The following is a 19,426-nucleotide window of genomic DNA, read 5'->3' on the forward strand; positions in this document are numbered from 1 at the left end:
GGTGGAGAGAAGATAACTCCCATTGCTGCCGATGTAGAATCAGCCTGTGGTGATTCGTGAGGAACTAAAGACAGCGATTCCACAACGATTTTTTTGGGAGATTTGTCCGCAGTCCCATTTTGATGACTTTCAGCCAGTTGTAAAACTGTAGGTGCGCCACCTGTTACTACCTTCAGAGAGTTTGTGTCTCTATTTTTTTCTAATTCACCTCGCAGACGATTAACAAACTCTGCTAATATCGCTTCCCCTTGTTGTTGTTGGCTATACATCCGCGACAACTGCTGAGAAAGATCACCTTGATAGTTTTTGAGTTCTTGTAATAGTGAACTAAACGCAACCGTGACAGTATCATCCAGGGTGTCTATCATGTTATTGACATTCTGATTGATTTCACTAGCCGCATTATTACTTAATTGAGCATCTTTGAGCGCAACTCGATCAGCCGGTTCATGCTCTACTGCTTGGGTAGCTAAAGTTTTTAGTGAGGACTGTAATTGGGAAGATATATGCTTGGCTAAAACTTCTGCTAATTGACGGATTAACACTTGCTGTTCCGTGATTTGCCGTGATTGCTGTAACTGTTCCTTTTCCTCAATTAACTTTTGAATGTCGTTAGATAATCGGTTTTTTTCAGTTTCGAGCCGTTTGACATCTTCCTGCAACGACCTCAACAGATTTTGTTGAAGATTTTCTAAATCCTCAACAACGTCCCATAGGGCATTTTCAGCGGCTCTGGATAGCTCACCTCTAATACGTGGGTTTTCTGGTCGTTTCTCAAATCGCCCCATCAGTTTCTAGCCTCTAACACCTTGATGATCAAGTAGCTGCTCCGGATACCGGATTGTCTACGGTATGCTGCGCGAACAACACTTATACTAAGTTTCCTTGAGAAAAGACAGGAAACTGCACAATTTCACCGAACTTATAAATTTAATTAACCTATACAAAACTATTACCTATTTTTTCGTTAGGGAATAATCATTGTGACAGCTTTATAGATGACTACCTAACTACAAGCACCAAATCAGTGTGGAATGTATCTTACTTATATAGTTGCCATGATGATGAGAGACTATCAATTATGTCTCTTTCTATAGATCATTGTAATTAATGGGCAGAATTTATGCAAAAATCCTCTCTGGCTAGAGAAGATATAACAAAATTCAAGCATTTAATTCATTTATTGCCAAACAATTGCCATGATGCTAAAAATGGCAGCACTGAGAGCGGCACTGATGGGGACTGTAATTAACCAGGCGGCTGCGATATTTTGGATAGTGGAAAATTGGATTGATCGCATATTTTGTACCAGTCCAATACCCACAACTCCACCGACAAGGGCGTGAGAGGTGGAAACAGGTAAACCTAAACGGGAAGCTAGTAAAATTGTGCTGGCGGTGGCCAGTTCGGCACAAAATCCACTACTAGGTTCTAAGGAAATAATATTTTCGCCAATGGTAGCGATGACCTTTTTACCCCAAACTGCCAAACCTGCCACAATTCCCATCGCACCCAGAACTAGAATCCACAAGGGAATGGTGAGTTGATCACTGGGGACTTTACCTTGTTGATTGATGTAGGAAATGACTGCTAGGGGGGCGATCGCATTACCAACATCATTAGAACCATGGGCAAAGGCCACGAATCCTGCACTCAGAACTTGAAATTTAGCAAATAAACCTTGAATTTGATTTTCAATTTGACTATTTGCTAATTGTCGCCAACTAATCAAGGTGAGGCTGATGGCGGCTATACCCCCTATGAATAGGGTAATGTCATGGGAGGGAATCGGAAAATTCCTCTGTTCTAGTAAAAACTGGCTCAGAGGTTGAGTGAATTTTGGGAGAACGATAATTCCAAATACACTTAATAGTAATGTACTTAACCAAGGAATCCATTCCTGTAACTGTGATAGAGGATCAGGTTGGTTAAAAATCCAGCGTTGAATCAAACTATAAAAACCAGCAGCAATCGCCCCACTAATTAATGGTGTTAAAATCCAACCGATGGTAATTAAACCAATGGATGACCAATCTATTGCTTCTATTCCTAAAGCTACCCAACTAAAGCCCGCGATCGCTCCCACAATGGCATGAGACGATGATATGGGTAAACCTCTGGATGTGGCAATTTGTAGCCATATTCCACCCGTCAGCAATACCGTAATCATCCCCATCACTAAAGTTTGTGGTGCATTCGCAAATAAAGCTGGGTTAGCGATTTTTGTGCCAATGGTAGATGTCACCTCTTGCCCAAACAAAACAGCACCCAGAAACTCTAATACCCCAGCCATAATGATTGCCTGCTTGAGGGTAATCGCCTTAGAACCGACTGAAGTTCCCATGGCATTAGCAACATCATTTGCACCCAAATTCCAGGCTAGATAGAAGGCTAAGAAGGCTACTATCGCAGTTTGTATTTCCATCAAATAAACCATTTATACTTCTACCAGAGGTAAAAGTTGCTATGAATGCTTTCTATTTTCCATTTTTTTGGTTACAAAAATTAGTGCAAGCTAGAAAGCTCGACAAAGTGGTTAACAAAACTTAATTTTATTTATGTCTGACATTTTCACCAAGTTAAGCTATCAAACCTTTCAACAAGGTAAGAATTACTTTGGTTTTGCTCACAAAACCCTAAGTACACAAATTAGAAACCTGCTCTATCCATCACTCCAGCCAGATGTCGCGCCCCTTTCCAAGGAATTGATCACACAACTCCAAGACAGATTGAATCAGTTATGGGAAACAGACTGGCAAGATGCTCAAACAGGTGTATATCCCCAAAATTTATTATTTGATAATCCTTGGGAAGATTTCTTCCGCTACTATCCATTAGTATGGTTAGACCTACCCAATATTTGGGAACGAATTAAAAACCGTAGATATCAAGATTTTTCCCAGGAAATAGCCACAGATATCTATCCCAACTACTATTTACAGAATTTCCATTACCAAACAGATGGCTATTTGAGTGAACTGTCAGCCAATTTATATGACTTACAGGTAGAAATTCTCTTTGGTGGCTCAACTGATGCTATGCGAAGACGCATTCTCTCTCCTCTCAAATCTCAACTAGCAGCTTTTGACCATATCCCCCAAGGACAACTCCGAGTCATAGATGTTGCTTGTGGTACTGGACGAACGCTGAAGTTAATTAGAGCAGCTTTGCCTCAAGTATCTTTGTTTGGTATAGATTTATCCCCGGCTTATTTGCAAAAAGCAAATGAACTATTATTGCAAATTCCTGGAGAATTACCGCAACTCATCCAAGGTAATGCGGAAGAATTGCCCTATCGAGATGATTATTTTCATGCTATGACTTGTGTTTTCCTTTTTCATGAGTTACCAGCCCCAGTTCGTCAAACTGTCATGGAAGAATGTTTTCGGGTGACAAAACCAGGGGGAATTTTGATCATCTGTGATTCTATTCAGGTAAATGATGCGCCGGAAATGGAGTTAGCAGTCAACAACTTTTCCCAGACTTTTCATGAACCTTATTACCAGCATTACAGTACAGATGATTTGGTAGAACGGTTAGAAAAGGCTGGATTTGAGCGGATAGAAACCCAAGTCCACTTTCTGAGCAAATATTTGGTTGCTCACAAGCCCAGTTACTAGAAATTCACAATTCAAAATGAAGGTTAATAACTTCAAACAAAAGTTCTCTTTTCCCTTAATTCCGGTGATTATTCCTACTGATTCATGCCTAATGTATACGAGAAGCGATTACTAAAGGCGGTTTTTAGTAAGTGTATTAGTGATCTAGTCACCAATACACTTACAGTTTGAATAATTACCGGATGTTTTGATGAAATACTGAACAATTTTCGAGAGATGAAGTGCTGTAACTGTTTATGTTTGTGGCAGAGAAATTGAAATACTGATAGCTTGCGTGGTGACGCAATAGCCATAGGACTGAGCAGAGATATAGTGCTGTAACTATCTATATCTAGTGTCAGCGAAAGAAAACTTTTGAACGATGAATCAAACAAGTGTAGTGCTGTAACTGTCTATGTCGTCTCAATTCAAGAAGTGGTATCTAGGATCTGAAATATCCAATAATCCGGTAATATCATTTTTGGCTTGGTAGGAATGATCCTCCAAAGTTTAAATAACTTAAACCGCATTACCAAGATATCCATCCAAACCTCTACGACCACTACCTCGATGAGGATTGGGCTTTTCTGGTTGATTAGGGCTAGGTTTCGGGTTATCAGCGAGTAGTTGCTGGGAATCAGACTTAGCCATCAACAGCAGGGAAAAACGAGTCTGTACTGCTTCGCAGTTAAAAGCTAAGGAGCCAAATACCAGACTCGATACTAAAAGTGAAATGGCAGCACGCATAGTAGATGTCTATTTTAGAACTCTCTACTTCACTAATACTTAACTTTGATATGTCTGTCCGGAAAATTTGCGAAAAAGTATTGTATTTTACTGAATAAAAGTTAATTTGATACTTCTTCAAGATGCTCAACAAGTAACCAATTTCCAGACAGATTTGGCCGCCCCCAAATTTTGAGCATTGTTTCTGGGGGAAAAGCTTGTAGTGCTTCATCTATATGCGATCGCAACGTTACAAGCTGCCAATTTGTCTTAGTTAAATTGGTGTTTTCTATAATATTAAATTGGTAGTTTTGCTGATCCAGCCGTTGAAATTTGCCAATAAAGTAGTTAAGGTTTAATTTATTATCTTCCTCAACCAAAATACCAGGACAATAACCACTAGTTGGATAAGCTTCTGGGTGGTCTAAATAATAAGTTTGCCAGTGCAACCAATCGGGATGATTAGTTAATAAGTTAAACAGAGGAACAATTGCCGTGGGTGCATAGTCATCTGTTAGTAATGCAGCCTGCAAAGTCTTTACAGGCAAATCCCTGGGCTGACATTCTAACACAACACAAAGAGAAGCTGCCATACCTGCGGCTTGACCAATTCCCATGACTACAGGTTGAAGTCTGGTAGCCCCATTCGCAATGTGGGAAACGGAAATGTTTTTCTCACAGACTAGCAAACCATCTGTAGTGGCAGGAATCAACGAGCGATAAGGGATAGTGAAGGGCGTTCCTGTCCATCTTCCACCCCAACGGATAGATTTTGGTTGCAGTGAAAACTCAACACCAGGATAATGGTGATCATTGGCATAGTTTCCGACAGCTACTGCATCATGAAATGGTGATGCTGTGTTACTGTTTGCTGAAAGCAAGATATCCTGTTCAAAAACAGTTTTCAAACCTACTAGGCGGCGACTTTCCCGATAATAGGGATGGAGGGCAAAAGCGGTATTAGCATGAGGAAAAAGGTTTTCTGCTAATCCATAACGCCTACCAAACTGAGTTTGAATGTAATGGGCAAAGTTCTGACTGTGCCAACAACATTCTTGCACAAATTCGCGCTTTTTCACCCCTGATTCTACCAACCGATTGGCATTTTGGCAGTAATCGTTGCCCGCTATAGGCCAGTTAATCATAAATCTATCTGCTGGCAAGCGCCCATAGTTCAAAAATTTTTCTGTCCCATAGTTATCCCAAGCTCCTGTAAACTGGGATGGATTGTAGTTGGGGGCTGGGGGAATGGCTGCGGCGATATTTTCCCCATAATCTTGCATTACTACTACCCATGTTGGTGCTTGCACTGGATATGTTTGGGTAAGGGCATTAAACTGTGCTGGGGCGCTGGGTTCTCCCCATTCTGACTGTAATTCCCAGCCCCAACGATAAGGTACTTCCCCTAAAGCTAATAAGTCTCCTAATTCTGTGCCATCAAGAATTATTTTGGCGTTAACTGTGAAATCTGCAAAGCGTACACCTGTGATACAGTCTTGTGTTCGTAAAACCTCTAAAGGTACTTTTCCCGAAATCCATTGGAGATTAGGCAATTCTCTCACCCAATCAGCAAATATTTCTGCGCCTATACGCGGATCATAACTGAAAAAGCTCACCCAACTATGATCTAATCCTCCTGGTTGTCTACGTTGCAATTCCTGTAAAAAAGCACCCCATAACCCGGTTTGAAAAGCTTGTAATTCGTTTCCGTCTGGTACTGATACGCCGGCAGAGGTTAACATTCCTCCTAGCCAGGTAAATTCACTCACAAGGACGGTTTTTACCCCCCTTCGCGCTGCTTGGATAGCCGCAGCAGTTCCGCCAGTGCCTCCACCGACAACTAAGACATCGGTTGTGTAGATTTGATTCATCGTAATAGCAATCCTAAATGATTAATGAATACAATACTTTCTGTTCCCTATTCCCTATTCCCTATTCCCTATTCCCTATTCCCTTACAGATAAGTTCTCAACTCAAATAGGATCACTATATTTAAACTAATGCTTTTAATAATGCTTGCAATTTAAGTTGCACTTCTGCAAATTCTTTTTGAGGATCTGAACCAGCAACAATGCCTGCGCCCGCATAAAGTCTAGCATAATTACCATTAATTAAAGCTGAACGAATTCCGACAATGAATTCACAATTTCCTTCTCCGTCTACCCAACCTAACGGTGCGGCATATAAACCTCTTTCAAAATTTTCATAACGGCGAATTTCTGTACAAGCAATATCTCTGGCTGCACCTGCTACTGCTGGTGTAGGATGTAGTTTAGCCACAATTTGTAAAGGGTGAATGTTGTTAGGAACTACAGCACTGATTGGTGTCCATAAATGTTGGATGTTAGATAATTGTCGTAGTCTTGGGGCTAAAACTTGGGGTAATAAACCTAGTTGGGATAGATTGTAAGTAATAAAATCAAGGACAAATTTATGTTCATGTTTTTCTTTAGTATTGTTTATTAAATTGTTAGCATTTGTGGCATCTTCTTTAGGTGTTTTACCTCTGGGGGCTGAACCTGCTAAAGCATCAGTAATTAAATGTTGTTTGTGAATACTAATTAACCGTTCTGGACTAGCGCCAATAAAGTTTTGCCCTTTACCGTTACTTGTAGAAAATATATAGCAGTTAGGATGTAGTTGCCGCAGGTTATTTAAAGATTGTAGTAAATTAAAATCATGATTGCCACTGACATCTAAGGTATCCGCTAAAACAATTTTACTCAGATAATTAGATTGGATTATTTCTAATACTGAGGCAACGGAAGCTGGGAATTTATCAGCATTTTTAGTTATTTTTGTATATAAATTTAAAGGTAAATTATCAATATTTAGGGAACAATTATTCAAGAATTTAATAATTTCTAAATGGTGTTCTAAATCATCTAATATTTTGGTAATGTTAATAGTGGAATTGATAATTGTGTTCATTACTAATGTGCAACAATTATTTTTGAGAGTTACTTGCCAAGAAGGTAAAAAAACTGTGGCACAGGGAAATGGATAATTGACTTTTTTGTGTTGATCGAAAAAGCTGAAAGTACAAAAGAATCGCGGAGATGAAAAAATTTGATCTTGGTGAGAAATAGTAATAATGTTATTGAGACAATTTTTGATAAACTCTTCTGATTTTATAAATCTGTCTTGACCAAAAATTTCTAATTTATCTAATGTTCCCATTGCTGCTATTGCTTCACCATTACTTCTATTTTCAAAATAAAAGTTTAGGGAATTTTCCTGATTGAATTTATCTAAAATCAACAAAGGATCAATTAAGCCAATTTCCAAGGGGATACTGACAATTTGACTGCTATTGTTGCGGCGGCAATTTTCCTGAACCTCTAACAGTAATTGATTGAGGTATTTATAGTCTACAAAGGTGTGGCTGCGACATGGTGAAATTGTCATGGATGTATAAGTTAATTTTTCTTAAGTTATCTTCCTAAAATGTAATAAGTCATGGTGATATTTCTATAGGTAACATAATTTAGTCACCATTCACCAGCATAAACTTGTCTTAATTCTGGGTTTCTCCGGGGATAGAGAAGCTTTATCCTGTTTTGGCCATCCCTTGAGGTGTTATTATCAGGAGACAAACTGGAGAAGACGAAATGGGAATTTTTTTGTAATTTACCATCATTAAGTGTCACGGAAAATTATAAAATTTAACTGATAACTAAAGTTCTGCTAATTTAACTCATCAAAACTGATGACACAAACTCAGATTTCACCACCCACAACTAAATTATGGATAGCGGCTATTAAACCGCCAATGTACAGTGTTGCTATTATGCCTATATGGGTAGGTTCTGCGGTAGCATTTACAGAAACAAAGATTTTTAATACAACAATATTTTCAGTTTTTATTGCTGCGGCGATTTTAATTTTAGCTTGGGAAAATATTAGCAATGATGTGTTTGATGCTGCAACAGGAATTGATAAAAATAAACATCATTCATTGGTAAATTTAACTGGTAATAAAAAGTTAATGTTTTGGATAGGAAACCTGTGTTTAGGTTTAGGTTTGTTGGGAATAATGGCGATCGCCTTTTTGCAAAAAGATCCTACAGTGATCGGTATAATTTTACTATGCTGCGGTTTGGGCTATATGTACCAAGGTCCTCCCTTCCGTTTAGGATATCAGGGTTTAGGGGAAATTCTCTGCTTTTTTGCCTTTGGCCCCTTGGGTATGGGTGCAGCCTATTATAGCCAAACTCAAACTTGGTCTATCACTAATTTAGCAGCTTCGGTAATTTTGGGCATTGTTACCAGTTTAGTGCTATTCTGCTCCCATTTTCATCAAGTTGAAGATGACATAGCCGCCGGAAAGCGATCGCCTATTGTGCGTTTAGGAACAAGTACAGGGGCAAAAGTTTTAGTTGGGTTTACTATCAGTATTTATCCCCTAACTTTGCTATTTGTAGTTTTGAATATTTTCCCAATGTGGACATTACTCAGTTTCCTAAGTTTACCTTTTGCCTTTAAATTATGTCGTCATGTCTTAGAAAATCACAACCTACCAGACAAAGTAAGTAATTCTAAATTCATCGCTATCAATGTTCATTTTCTCAGTTGCTTATTTTTAGGCTTAGGATTTATCTTGGGTTAATGAGTTATCAATTTTCTTTTCGTTACTTTAGTCAAAAATTCACCAATCCCATTATTACTAATCATGGTATTTGGGAACTTAGAGAAAGCATAATTATCCGCTTGATTGATGACAAAAATAACGTTACTTGGGGGGAAATTCCCCCTATTTCTTGGTTTGGTTCAGAAACCATCCAACAAGCTTTAGATTTTTGTCATCAACTCCCAGAAACAATTACCAAAGAGATAATTTTCACAATTCCCGATAAATTACCAGCTTGTCAATTTGCTTTTGAATCAGCCTTAGAAAGTTCTTCAACCCACGAAGGTGGGTTTTGTTTGTGTAGCCATGACTTACAGTCGCCAGATACTTATAGCGGCTTATTATCATCCGGAAAATCAGCGTTAAATCAATGGAGTAATTTATGGGAACAAGGATATAAAACATTTAAATGGAAAATTGGTGTTCATTATATAAATCAAGAATTAGAAATATTTGATTTATTAATTTCCAGTTTACCAGGATCAGCAAAATTACGTTTAGATGCTAATGGTGGACTTACTTATCAAGAAGCAGAATTATGGTTAAAAAAGTGTGATCAATTTTTACCCAAAATTGAATTTATCGAACAACCATTACCTCCAGACAAATTTACACAAATTCAGAAACTAAGTAATTCCTATTCTACACCAATAGCCTTAGATGAAGCGATCGCCAATCTCCAACAATTAGAATCCTGTTTTCAGCAAGGTTGGCGCGGAATTTTTGTGATTAAACCGGGTATCATTGGTTCACCATCTCGGTTAAGGGAATTTTGTAAAAAACATCAAATTGACGTTGTATTTTCATCTGTATTTGAAACCGAAATTGGTAGAAAAGCCGCACTACAATTAGCAGCAGAACTATCTACAAATAATCGCGCGGTTGGTTTTGGAATTAATCACTTATTTAAACAGCAAGAATCAAACTGGCTAGAAAATCTATGGAAAACCTATTAAATAATTTACAAAACCATGATTGGCTAATTTGTGATTATAGCCAAGAATTACCACAAATAGCAACAGAATTATATTTAAACTTCACTCAATTATCAAACCCAAAAATCATCATTGCAGAAAAATCACCAGTGAGATTTTTAGCAAGTTTTATTGCTGCTTGTGCAGCTAAATGTCCAGTTTTTTTATGTAATCCAGATTGGAGTCAAGATGAATGGGAACAAGTTTTTAATTTAGTTCAACCAGATATAGTTTTAGGAATTAGTTATAACTTGCCAAAATCACCAATTAGCAATTCCCAAACTACAATTCCCAATTCTATCATGATTCCTACAGGTGGTTCATCGGGAAAGATTAAATTTGCTATTCATACTTGGCAAACATTAACCGCATCTGTGCAAGGTTTTACAGAATATTTTTCGATAAATTCAGTTAATTCTTTTTGTGTATTACCACTTTATCATGTAAGTGGATTAATGCAATTTATCCGTTCTTTGACAACAGGTGGAAAATTAGTAATTACCTCATATAAAACATTAGCATCTTCACAATTATCGCATATTAATCCAGCCGAATTTTTTATATCTTTAGTTCCTACCCAATTACAAATAATCCTCCAAAATCCCGAATTAACCCAATGGTTATCAAAGTTTTCTACTGTTCTTTTAGGAGGTGCGCCACCTTGGGATGAATTATTAGAAAAAGCCAGATTTCATCAAATTAGATTAGCGCCTACCTATGGAATGACAGAAACCGCTTCTCAAATTGCCACCCTCAAACCTGATGAATTTTTACAAGGTAAATTTAATAGTGGAAAAATTCTTCCCCACGCCCAAATTATGATTGATAATCAATCAGGAAATATAAATATTCAAAGTCAATCTTTAGCTTTAGGTTATTATCCCCAAATATGGGAAAATAGAGATAATTTTACAGTTGATGATATTGGTTTTTTAGACAATCAAGGCTATTTACATATAGTAGGACGGAATAGCGATAAAATTATTACAGGTGGTGAAAATGTTTATCCCACAGAAATTGAAACAGCAATTAGGAAAACTCAGATGGTAATTGATATCTGTGTAATTGGCATACCTGATAAACATTGGGGACAAGCATTAACCGCTATTTATATTCCTAATAATAAAAATATTTCTTCCTTAGAAATTAAAACTCAACTAAAAAATCAACTTAGTAAATTCAAAATTCCCAAATATTGGATTTCCCTACCAAACTTACCTCGTAACGCCCAAGGTAAAATTAACCGTCAACAACTCCAACAAATAGCTGAAGAATTTCTGATCAATAATTAATTAGGTTGGCATTAAAAATTGTCGTTACTAACAAGGGAACAAGAAAGAGATTTTGGGATATTTTACTTTTCATTACATATTATTATTCTTTCTTCCTGAACTGTACGGGCGAAGCATTCGACAATAGCCTTGGATAAAAATGGATAATTTGTCGCCCCTACGCCTAAATTACATAACCTCCTCCCTTGACTTTCTTCTCTCTGTGATCTCTGCGTCTCTGTGGTTCGTTTCCAACCAATTGTGCATATAATCTGGTAATTCCTGCTTAGTTCTACTACTCACATCAATACAAACGTGCCGAGTAATTGCCTTTGCAACTATCACCTCATCTATGGTAATTTTATAGGTAATTTCAAACTTCTCTAAACCTATTTTTTGAGGTGATAAACTAATTACTAAATTGTCACCACAATACATAGGACGTAAAAAATCAACACTTGCATGGACGATAGGAAAAGCCATAGATGGATTAGTAAAAAAAGCTTTGATATTAATGTTTGAATTTGCTAATGATTCTTCATAGACTTCATGGCATATTCCCAAAACATTGGCAAAGTAAACTACTCCAGCCGCATCAGTATCTTGAAATCTGACAGTTCGATGATAATGAAAACACATTTGCTAAAATTCCTCTCAAACTGGTTCAATTTTTCCACCCAGTTGGCCAAAGCTAACTTTAGCTTTTATTTGTTTATTTAAGGACTATTTTAGCATAAAAATCATATTGTAAAATAAGTTAATTTTTCATACCCTTAAACCGTTCTTTTGCCTCTGTAAAAGCTTCTTGCATCACTGTTTGAATTTTTTGAGGATCGGGCTTTTTTCCACCCATTAAATCACCAAAATAGACACAAGCAGCTTCACCTAAAGACCATGTGTAAGCACCTGCCCAAGAGGCTGCAATAACGCTACCAAAACCAGGGATAAATTTAATTAATTCCCGTGCTACGGCTTGGGCTAAAAAACCACCTGCGATCGCACTCACAACACCCCCAGCTTGAGATGGTGTTAAAGTTTGTCCATATAATTTACCCAATAATCCCACCATTGATACTTGCAATGTCGTTAAAACTGGCATAGTTGCAAAAGGTAAAGGTACTGCGGCTAAAGTCGCAGCCATAATCGAAAATGGCAAAATATAACGTCTGCCGGCATCTCGATAAATATTACCTAATTTTTCTCCAGCTTGTTGATCTAATAATTGATAAATTGCCTTTGATTCTGCTTCCGGGAGAAGTTCCGCTAAATTATCTCGTAATGCTTCTAAACCGTAAAATACGGGATTATAATCATCTTCTTCTAAAGTAAAATCAATCAAAATAGCACTATTATATAAACCTGCAAAATTTTCTTTAATAGCGATAAATGCGCGGTTTAATTCTGTAAAATCTGGAGGATAATCAGGATGATTTATAATTTCTGGTGGATAAACTTCATGTAAGCAAGTTACCACCAATAAACAGGGAATATTTGGATATTTTTGGCGTAATTTTTGGGCAATTTGTCGGAGAGTATCAGTTGCAAAATCATTAATTTTGACAGTGATAATCAGCACTCTAGCTTTATTCGTTTCCTGTTGTAAATCACCTATTAATTCTTGAATAATTGCTTCAGTATCTTGACTGACATCTCCTAACCCGACTGTATCTGTAAAAATCAGTAATGGTAAATCATTGGAGGGATATGCGTAACGTTGGGTATTTTGGGTATGGGGACGAAAACCCTGTCCGATAATTTCCGCAGATACTCCAGTTAAACCCCTAACAATGGAACTTTTACCTGCTTGGGGTTTTCCTAAAAGTAAAGCTTCTGTAGTTGGTAATTCAGCGCGAATAGTTGCGAGAATTTCCGCAACTTGAGTATCACTAACACTAAACCATTGTCCTACAGTTTGCGTTACTTGTTCTAGAGGTAAAATTTGGGTTAATTTACCAGTGGCTTGATTAAAAACTCCTGTAACCTTTTTTTTCCAGGAATTATCATCACTTTGTTCAGTCATAAACTTCACTCCCTACAATTTGATAGAGAATATTTTTAGGAATTGTACATATAATACTATTTTAATGACCAAAAAATAAGGCTAAAATTAAGATAAAAAGTTGGGTTTCACTTCGTTTAACCCAACCTACAATTTTTTAAATATTCCTTCCTATTTCTAAAATCCTCCTTCCGACTGATTCAATTACAGGAGTTATAGATAAACGATTACCTTTTTTGACTACTAATAATTCATCATCACTAAACTTTGCTTTGAGTGTTGATAGTGAAAGGGGATTATTAAAAACTTCCACAAATTCCACCTTTACTGTTTGCCAACGTGGGGATTCAGGGGTTGATTTAGCATCATAATATTTACTATTTATATCAAATTGTGTCGGGTCAGCAATGCCTGTTTCCACTATCCGCATTAAGCCAAAAATACCCGGTGGTTCAGCATTAGAATGATAGAAAAATGCTAAATCTCCTATTTGCATTTGTCTCAGAAAATTACGTGCTTGATAATTACGCACACCGTCCCAAATTGTCTTACCTTGTTGTTGTAAATCAGTAATACTATATACTGATGGTTCTGACTTCATTAACCAATAATTAATTGCATTCATCTCATCATTAATTTCATGACTATAAAGACGTTCCATGGAACGTCTCTACTTTTTCACGGGATATCCTCTAAATCGCGGCTAAATTCCCCCAACCAATGTAAGGTAATTTCGCTGCTGTTGCTTTTACCTGTTGGGCATTCGCTACTAACTGTCCGCAAGCGTCCCAAGTTCCGGCAATAAAGGCGCTTCTTGTACCTTCACTCATGACAACTGAAACTGTTAAATCACCAATTTGCACTTGCAATTTTTCCAAATTTATGGTAAAGGGTTCTTGGGGATTAGCGATCGCTCTTTCTTGCAGTTGTTTAACTATTTCCGCGTCAGCCGTTACGCATGGTATCCCCATGGCGACGCAGTTACCAAAGAATATTTCCGCAAAGCTTTCACCAATCAGGGCTTTTATTCCCCATTTGGCTAGGGCTTGGGGTGCGTGTTCTCTTGATGAACCACAGCCAAAATTGCGGTTAGCTATGAGGATTTTCGCGCCTTGATAATGGATTTGGTCAAATGGGTGTTGACCGTTTAAGGCTTTTCTGTCGTCAATAAATACCCCTTCTCCTAAGCCGTCAAAGGTGACTGCTTTTAAGTAGCGGGCGGGTATAATTCTGTCGGTGTCTATGTCGTTACCAATGAGGGGAACGGCGTTACCGGATATTTGTTTTACTTCACTTACCATTGGTTGTCAGTTGTTAGTTGTCAGTTGCAAAAGAATATTTTTCTCCCCTACTCCCCCTACTCCCCCTACTCCCTTCTTACTGTCACCTGTCACCTGTCACCTGTCACCTAAAGCAGTTCCCTCACGTCGGCGACTTCACCTTTAATGGCTGCTGTAGCTACCATTGCGGGACTCATGAGGAGGGTACGACCGGAGGATGATCCTTGTCTTCCTTTGAAGTTACGGTTGGAGGAGGAGGCGCTGATTTGTCTTCCTTGGAGTTTGTCGGGGTTCATGGCTAAACACATGGAACAGCCTGGTTCTCTCCACTCGAAGCCGGCTGCAACGAAGATTTTATCTAGTCCTTCGGCTTCGGCTTCTTTTTTGACTCTTTCTGAACCGGGAACGACGAAGGCTTTAACTCCGGCTGCAACTTGGCGACCTTGGGCGATTTTGGCGGCTTCTCTGAGGTCGCTTATGCGTCCGTTGGTGCAGCTACCGATAAAGCAAACGTCAATTTTTGTGCCTTGAATGGGTTGACCTGGATAGAGATCCATGTAGCTATATGCTTCTTCGGCTATGAAGCGGTCTTCTTCTAGGAGTTCTGCGGCTGTAGGGACTTTTTCATCTACGCCTATTCCTTGACCTGGTGTAATTCCCCATGTAACGGTGGGGGGAATATCTCCGGCATTAAATACTACTACATCATCATATTCGGCATCAGCATGACTACTGAGGGATTCCCACCAAGCCAGGGCTTTTTCCCAGTCTGCACCTTTGGGGGCGAAGTCTCTATTTTTTAGGTAGTCGTAGGTAATTTGATCAGGGTTGACGTATCCGCATCTTGCACCGCCTTCTATGGCCATGTTACAAACGGTCATCCGTTCTTCCATGTTCATTTGTGCAAAGGTTGTTCCTGCAAATTCATAAGCGTAGCCTACGCCACCTTTTACGCCCAGGGTACGGATAATATGCAAAATTACGTCTTTGGCGTAAACTCCGGGTTTTAAGTTACCGTTAACTTCGATTTTGCGGACTTTGAGTTTAGATAATGATAGGGTTTGAGAGGCGAGTACGTCTCTAACTTGGCTTGTACCGATACCAAAGGCGATCGCTCCAAATGCACCATGACTTGATGTATGGCTATCTCCACAAGCGATCGTCATCCCCGGTTGAGTTAGTCCCAATTCGGGGGCGATGACGTGAACTATACCTTGATTTCCTGAACCAATATTGTAAAATGTTATGTCATTTTCTTGACAACTTTTTTCTAATGCCTGGATCATTTCTTCAGCCATACTATCCACAAAGGGACGGGCTTGGTTTTCTGTGGGAACGATATGATCTACTGTGGCTATGGTTCTTTCTGGGAATAATACTTTTAAATCCCTTCCTTTAAGCATAGCAAAGGCTTGGGGACTCGTAACTTCATGAATAAGATGTAGTCCAATAAATAGTTGTGTTAATCCTGATGGCAGTGTACCAACGGTGTGTAAGTCCCAAACTTTGTCAAATAGTGTACCTTTGCTCATATATCAATCTATATTAAAGGAGTCGGATTTTTGATTTTATCAGAAAATGGCACTTGTGAATTAAAATTTCATCATTCAAACTTAAAAAAGTAGATCACATTATCAATTGTTGATTAATAAGACCTACGCAAAATATCTCTGAAACCCTCTTTATCTTCGTGTCCTTCGTTTCTTCGTGGTTCGTTTCTTCATGGTATGTCTTCGACACACTTTGCAAACGTTCTTTCGTGACTTGTGCGTAAGTCCTGATTAATATTCATTGTCATCTTAAAAATCCTTAAATCCTCGAAATCTTAATTCAGACAATAAAATTACCTGACATTTCTCACCAAGAAATCTGCTTGTCCACAACTTCTGCGAGAACGTTTCAAAATCTCTTCGCTACAAATACCAGCTTTTCCATCTTTAGAATAGCAAAAAAACACTTCTTGCAAAAATCTCCCCGAATCTGAACAATAAGGCGCTATACCATTAACCGTTAATTCACTATTAGCACTTATAAATGTACTTTTCAAACCTTGAATTGTTGTCCGAAAAGGTTTAGCCGGGCGATTATAAGCCGTGGGAATAGCTACAGAACTTTTTAACTTTTTACTTAATACTAAATATCCTTGAGGAGTTGTTCCCGCACAAGTTCCATGTTTTTGCCATTGATGATTATAAAGCTTATCATTGGGATATAAACCTGGAAATTGTTGCTTGATTGTTGGGCTTAATTTCTCTGTTGAACAATTAGCAGGATAGCCTTTTTGATATTGTGGCCATAAACCGTGCAGAACAAAACCCAGTTTTTTTCCGGAATTACACTGTTGTTGGTCACGCTGACCATTTTTTGCACAATAGTCAGGAGACCAAGAAAGGGCGAGGACGTAAAGATCAAATCTTCCTGGAGTCCCCCGATTTTGAGCGATTGCACTATTAGATATAGTTAAGCTAGTTATCAAAAATGAAGATATAGCTAAAATAGTCTTGATTCGCATATTCCCAATTATTTGCTTCTGGTTTAATACCGACAAAAATATACCTATAGGATCTTCTCACCATTCTTTGTGTTGGTGCGTTTTGTTACGAAAATATTACAGTGAGGAATACCTCACCTATTTTAGGGGCATACACACCAGAAAATTATTTGCAACTTCTGTTAACAATCTGTTATGTTTATTTACATAAGGTTACAAAAGTAAAAAACGAGGTTCTCGAATGGCTATTTTAATTTCTCTATTAGTTGTTGGTTGGGTAGCTGTTTCCGTTATCGGTTCTCTAGCTTATTTCATGGGTGAACAAAGCAAGCCCATTCACGAACGCAACTGGGCTTCTGATAAATTTGCAACTTTGGCTAAATCTATCACTGGCTTAGATATAGATTACACTCAACGCACACCCGCCTATGCTATTGATGCTTATAACAGCCGCAACTTACCCAGATAGGATCTAGCGACAATTTGACAAAATGTGTATAAAAATAACCCCCAGTCACAATCCTGGGGGTTTTGCTTTGTTCCCTATTCCCTAATTAAAATGCTGGACGATAAACGCGATAGTTAATATTGGGGAAAATATTATCCATTGACTCGACTTTTTCTAACCAACCACTATCAACTTTAGCGATTTTCACATCTTCATACAGTTTATTAAAACGCATTAAATGCGATCGCGTTCTTCTCACCGCATAGGGAACCATTGTTCCTGTCCGCATAATAAACGCCCAGTCAGAAGATTGTGCTAACAGCAATTCTCGCGCTGCTTGGTTAAGTGCTTTTTCCTGTAACTCATCTTCCGCTTCTATTTGGGAAATTTCAATCATCCGTTCCGCAGCTTTGTGCAAATGTGGATAAACCCAAGCATTAGTATCATTCAACCAATATTCATGGAAACCCTTAAAGCCCCAACTGGACTGAGAAGGACGACAAACTTGTTGAGTAGGATTAGCTCGTAAATAATCGGCTAAATGGGTCATTTCATAAGTTTTTTGGTCATACCATGACTTACGGAACAGGTAATCAATAAACCAAGGACCCTCATACCACCAATGACCAAATAACTCCGCGTCATAAGGAGAAACAATAATTGGTGGACGACCCATAATATCGTGTAAATGCCCAACTTGCTGCTCACGATTATACATGAAGTTAGCAGCGTGTTCGGCTGTCTTTTCCTTTGCCCAATAAGGATCATATAGGGCTTTATCAGAAAGACCTAAGCCCCTACCAGTGATTTTATGATACTTAATACCTGTATTTTTCCTCTGGCCATTTGGCATAATATAGGGCTTAATATATTCATATTCAGCTTCCCAACCCAAATCTTTATAAAATTCCCGATATTCGGCTGCACCAGGATAACCTACCTCAGAAGACCATACTTGTTGAGAAGATTCATGATCTCGACCAAAAGCTGCTACACCGGGTTCAGTGAAAATAGGGGCATAGCTACCGAAGCGAGGACGGGGACGAGCGTATAAAATGCCATGTCCATCAGTGAGGAAATAACGTAAACCAGCATCAGCCAGCATTCGCTCCACACCTTCATAATAGGCACATTCTGGCAACCAAATGCCTCTAGGAGGTTGTCCAAAAGTTTCCTCATAATGTTCACAAGCTACCTGAATTTGCGCCCAAACAGCTTGGGGATACATTTTCATTAATGGTAAGTAACCGTGAGTAGCACCACAGGTAATAATTTCTAAGTTATTACTATCTTGAAACTCTTTAAATGCTGTAACTAAATCACCGTTATAACGTTCCCATAATTCCCGCGCTTCATTAAACTCAGTTGCATAATGTTCCGCTAAATAACGAACATGACCATTATGGATATTGCGCTCGGCTTCTAATTCTATAAGCTCTTCTAGCTGTGACAAATGGGCATCATATCGTTCTTGCAAGAGAGGGTCACGGAGCATTGACACCAAGGGCGGAGTCATACTCATTGTGAGTTTAAAGTCGATGCCGTCTCGCTTTAAGCCTTCAAATACTTTTAATAAAGGAATGTAAGTTTCAGTAATTGCTTCATACAGCCATTCTTCTTCTAGCACATAGTCACTTCCTGGGTGACGAACGAAGGGCAGGTGTGCGTGAAGTACAAGCGCGACGTAGCCTATAGCCATAATAGTTCTTGGGTGATTTGTAAATTGAAAGTCGAGAATTAGGCAGAAATTAAGAATATTTTAAGATGATATCGGGATTATGAAAGAAGTTTTATTAGAACAGACAATCTAGCAGCAGATAGTTGTCATAACTGGGTGCAAAGTACCTGGCTTTACTTTTTTCGCTCGTTTTCACTACAATATCTTTTTTTCGCTATTCCCACTACCATAATATATTTTTTTTGACAAGTATTTAAATCACTAAATCTAATCAAATTATTTGCAGCGGAAAGGTTTTTGATTAATTTAATTAATACATAAACTTTAGAT

16 protein-coding genes and 1 pseudogene are annotated in these 19,426 nt (G+C 38.3%); 5 read left to right on the top strand and 12 right to left on the bottom strand.

What is annotated here, in order from left to right; all coding sequences use genetic code 11:
* Together FJR04_RS12810 and FJR04_RS12815 are read right to left on the bottom strand one after the other, a co-directional pair.
* A pseudogene (locus FJR04_RS12810) lies at positions 1-788 on the bottom strand (hypothetical protein); the annotation flags it as partial.
* A 392-nt stretch (positions 789-1,180) separates the two neighbouring features.
* Positions 1,181-2,425: an inorganic phosphate transporter gene (locus tag FJR04_RS12815; protein ID WP_168495296.1), complete on the bottom strand. Its 1,245-nt coding sequence runs from the start codon at positions 2,423-2,425 to the stop codon at positions 1,181-1,183.
* A 133-nt stretch (positions 2,426-2,558) separates the two neighbouring features.
* On the opposite strand from FJR04_RS12815, the gene FJR04_RS12820 reads away from it, so the two are divergent.
* The gene (locus FJR04_RS12820) at positions 2,559-3,620 is read left to right on the top strand and encodes a class I SAM-dependent methyltransferase (RefSeq protein WP_168495298.1); all 1,062 of its coding nucleotides are present in this window, start codon (positions 2,559-2,561) and stop codon (positions 3,618-3,620) included.
* A gap of 498 nt (positions 3,621-4,118) precedes the next feature.
* Here the strand turns inward: FJR04_RS12820 and patX are convergent, their stop codons facing one another.
* From patX to FJR04_RS12835, 3 genes are all read right to left on the bottom strand, one after another.
* Entirely contained in the window at positions 4,119-4,346 is a 228-nt protein-coding gene (patX, locus tag FJR04_RS12825) for a heterocyst-inhibiting protein PatX (RefSeq protein WP_168495300.1), read from the bottom strand.
* Positions 4,347-4,447: 101 nt separating this feature from the next.
* A complete protein-coding gene (locus FJR04_RS12830; RefSeq protein WP_168495302.1) occupies positions 4,448-6,196 on the bottom strand; it encodes an FAD-dependent oxidoreductase in 1,749 nt (582 codons plus the stop codon).
* A gap of 121 nt (positions 6,197-6,317) precedes the next feature.
* The gene (locus FJR04_RS12835) at positions 6,318-7,733 is read right to left on the bottom strand and encodes an isochorismate synthase MenF (RefSeq protein ID WP_168495304.1); all 1,416 of its coding nucleotides are present in this window, start codon (positions 7,731-7,733) and stop codon (positions 6,318-6,320) included.
* A 301-nt stretch (positions 7,734-8,034) separates the two neighbouring features.
* Here FJR04_RS12835 and menA point away from each other — a divergent pair, with 301 nt between their 5' ends.
* The 3 genes from menA to FJR04_RS12850 are packed head-to-tail and all read left to right on the top strand — an operon-like array spanning position 8,035 to position 11,221.
* Entirely contained in the window at positions 8,035-8,934 is a 900-nt protein-coding gene (gene menA, locus FJR04_RS12840) for a 2-carboxy-1,4-naphthoquinone phytyltransferase (protein WP_168495306.1), read from the top strand.
* The gene (locus FJR04_RS12845) at positions 8,934-9,911 is read left to right on the top strand and encodes an o-succinylbenzoate synthase (protein ID WP_168495308.1); all 978 of its coding nucleotides are present in this window, start codon (positions 8,934-8,936) and stop codon (positions 9,909-9,911) included. Before menA ends, FJR04_RS12845 begins: the two co-directional genes overlap by 1 nt.
* Positions 9,896-11,221 (top strand): 2-succinylbenzoate--CoA ligase, encoded by a 1,326-nt coding sequence (locus FJR04_RS12850; RefSeq protein WP_168495310.1) that lies wholly within the window; start codon positions 9,896-9,898, stop codon positions 11,219-11,221. The genes FJR04_RS12845 and FJR04_RS12850 overlap by 16 nt, the downstream gene beginning before the upstream one ends.
* A 168-nt stretch (positions 11,222-11,389) precedes the next feature.
* Here the strand turns inward: FJR04_RS12850 and FJR04_RS12855 are convergent, their stop codons facing one another.
* From FJR04_RS12855 to FJR04_RS12880, 6 genes are all read right to left on the bottom strand, one after another.
* Complete coding sequence (locus tag FJR04_RS12855) at positions 11,390-11,839, bottom strand: thioesterase family protein (RefSeq protein WP_168495312.1); 450 nt, start codon at positions 11,837-11,839, stop codon at positions 11,390-11,392.
* 118 nt (positions 11,840-11,957) lie between these two features.
* On the bottom strand, positions 11,958-13,220 hold the full coding sequence (locus tag FJR04_RS12860) for a YcjF family protein (protein ID WP_168495314.1): 1,263 nt from the start codon (positions 13,218-13,220) through the stop codon (positions 11,958-11,960).
* A gap of 136 nt (positions 13,221-13,356) precedes the next feature.
* Positions 13,357-13,824 carry an EVE domain-containing protein gene (locus FJR04_RS12865; protein ID WP_305765062.1) on the bottom strand — a complete coding sequence of 156 codons (468 nt, stop codon included), beginning with the start codon at positions 13,822-13,824 and terminating at the stop codon, positions 13,357-13,359.
* Between the two features lie 67 nt (positions 13,825-13,891).
* Entirely contained in the window at positions 13,892-14,500 is a 609-nt protein-coding gene (gene leuD, locus FJR04_RS12870) for a 3-isopropylmalate dehydratase small subunit (RefSeq protein ID WP_168495316.1), read from the bottom strand.
* A 107-nt stretch (positions 14,501-14,607) separates the two neighbouring features.
* A complete protein-coding gene (gene leuC, locus FJR04_RS12875; protein WP_168495318.1) occupies positions 14,608-16,011 on the bottom strand; it encodes a 3-isopropylmalate dehydratase large subunit in 1,404 nt (467 codons plus the stop codon).
* Between the two features lie 311 nt (positions 16,012-16,322).
* Positions 16,323-16,991 carry a ribonuclease gene (locus FJR04_RS12880; RefSeq protein ID WP_168495320.1) on the bottom strand — a complete coding sequence of 223 codons (669 nt, stop codon included), beginning with the start codon at positions 16,989-16,991 and terminating at the stop codon, positions 16,323-16,325.
* Between the two features lie 220 nt (positions 16,992-17,211).
* Between FJR04_RS12880 and FJR04_RS12885 the strand changes: the two genes are divergently transcribed.
* Complete coding sequence (locus FJR04_RS12885) at positions 17,212-17,439, top strand: photosystem II protein, Psb35-related (RefSeq protein WP_168495322.1); 228 nt, start codon at positions 17,212-17,214, stop codon at positions 17,437-17,439.
* Positions 17,440-17,524: 85 nt separating this feature from the next.
* Here FJR04_RS12885 and FJR04_RS12890 read toward each other — a convergent pair whose 3' ends face one another.
* Positions 17,525-19,117 (bottom strand): glycoside hydrolase family 57 protein, encoded by a 1,593-nt coding sequence (locus FJR04_RS12890; RefSeq protein WP_168495324.1) that lies wholly within the window; start codon positions 19,115-19,117, stop codon positions 17,525-17,527.
* Positions 19,118-19,426: the final 309 nt, after the last annotated feature.

It is taken from the genome of Anabaena sp. UHCC 0204, from assembly GCF_009711975.1.
GTDB lineage: Bacteria > Cyanobacteriota > Cyanobacteriia > Cyanobacteriales > Nostocaceae > Dolichospermum.

Coding starts and splice junctions, on each gene's coding strand:
- FJR04_RS12815 (WP_168495296.1), bottom strand. CDS start 2,425: ATGGAAATACAAACTGCGATAGTAGCCTTCTTAGCCTTCTATCTAGCC.
- FJR04_RS12820 (WP_168495298.1), top strand. CDS start 2,559: ATGTCTGACATTTTCACCAAGTTAAGCTATCAAACCTTTCAACAAGGT.
- patX (WP_168495300.1), bottom strand. CDS start 4,346: ATGCGTGCTGCCATTTCACTTTTAGTATCGAGTCTGGTATTTGGCTCC.
- FJR04_RS12830 (WP_168495302.1), bottom strand. CDS start 6,196: ATGAATCAAATCTACACAACCGATGTCTTAGTTGTCGGTGGAGGCACT.
- FJR04_RS12835 (WP_168495304.1), bottom strand. CDS start 7,733: ATGACAATTTCACCATGTCGCAGCCACACCTTTGTAGACTATAAATAC.
- menA (WP_168495306.1), top strand. CDS start 8,035: ATGACACAAACTCAGATTTCACCACCCACAACTAAATTATGGATAGCG.
- FJR04_RS12845 (WP_168495308.1), top strand. CDS start 8,934: ATGAGTTATCAATTTTCTTTTCGTTACTTTAGTCAAAAATTCACCAAT.
- FJR04_RS12850 (WP_168495310.1), top strand. CDS start 9,896: ATGGAAAACCTATTAAATAATTTACAAAACCATGATTGGCTAATTTGT.
- FJR04_RS12855 (WP_168495312.1), bottom strand. CDS start 11,839: ATGTGTTTTCATTATCATCGAACTGTCAGATTTCAAGATACTGATGCG.
- FJR04_RS12860 (WP_168495314.1), bottom strand. CDS start 13,220: ATGACTGAACAAAGTGATGATAATTCCTGGAAAAAAAAGGTTACAGGA.
- FJR04_RS12865 (WP_305765062.1), bottom strand. CDS start 13,824: ATGAATGCAATTAATTATTGGTTAATGAAGTCAGAACCATCAGTATAT.
- leuD (WP_168495316.1), bottom strand. CDS start 14,500: ATGGTAAGTGAAGTAAAACAAATATCCGGTAACGCCGTTCCCCTCATT.
- leuC (WP_168495318.1), bottom strand. CDS start 16,011: ATGAGCAAAGGTACACTATTTGACAAAGTTTGGGACTTACACACCGTT.
- FJR04_RS12880 (WP_168495320.1), bottom strand. CDS start 16,991: ATGCGAATCAAGACTATTTTAGCTATATCTTCATTTTTGATAACTAGC.
- FJR04_RS12885 (WP_168495322.1), top strand. CDS start 17,212: ATGGCTATTTTAATTTCTCTATTAGTTGTTGGTTGGGTAGCTGTTTCC.
- FJR04_RS12890 (WP_168495324.1), bottom strand. CDS start 19,117: ATGGCTATAGGCTACGTCGCGCTTGTACTTCACGCACACCTGCCCTTC.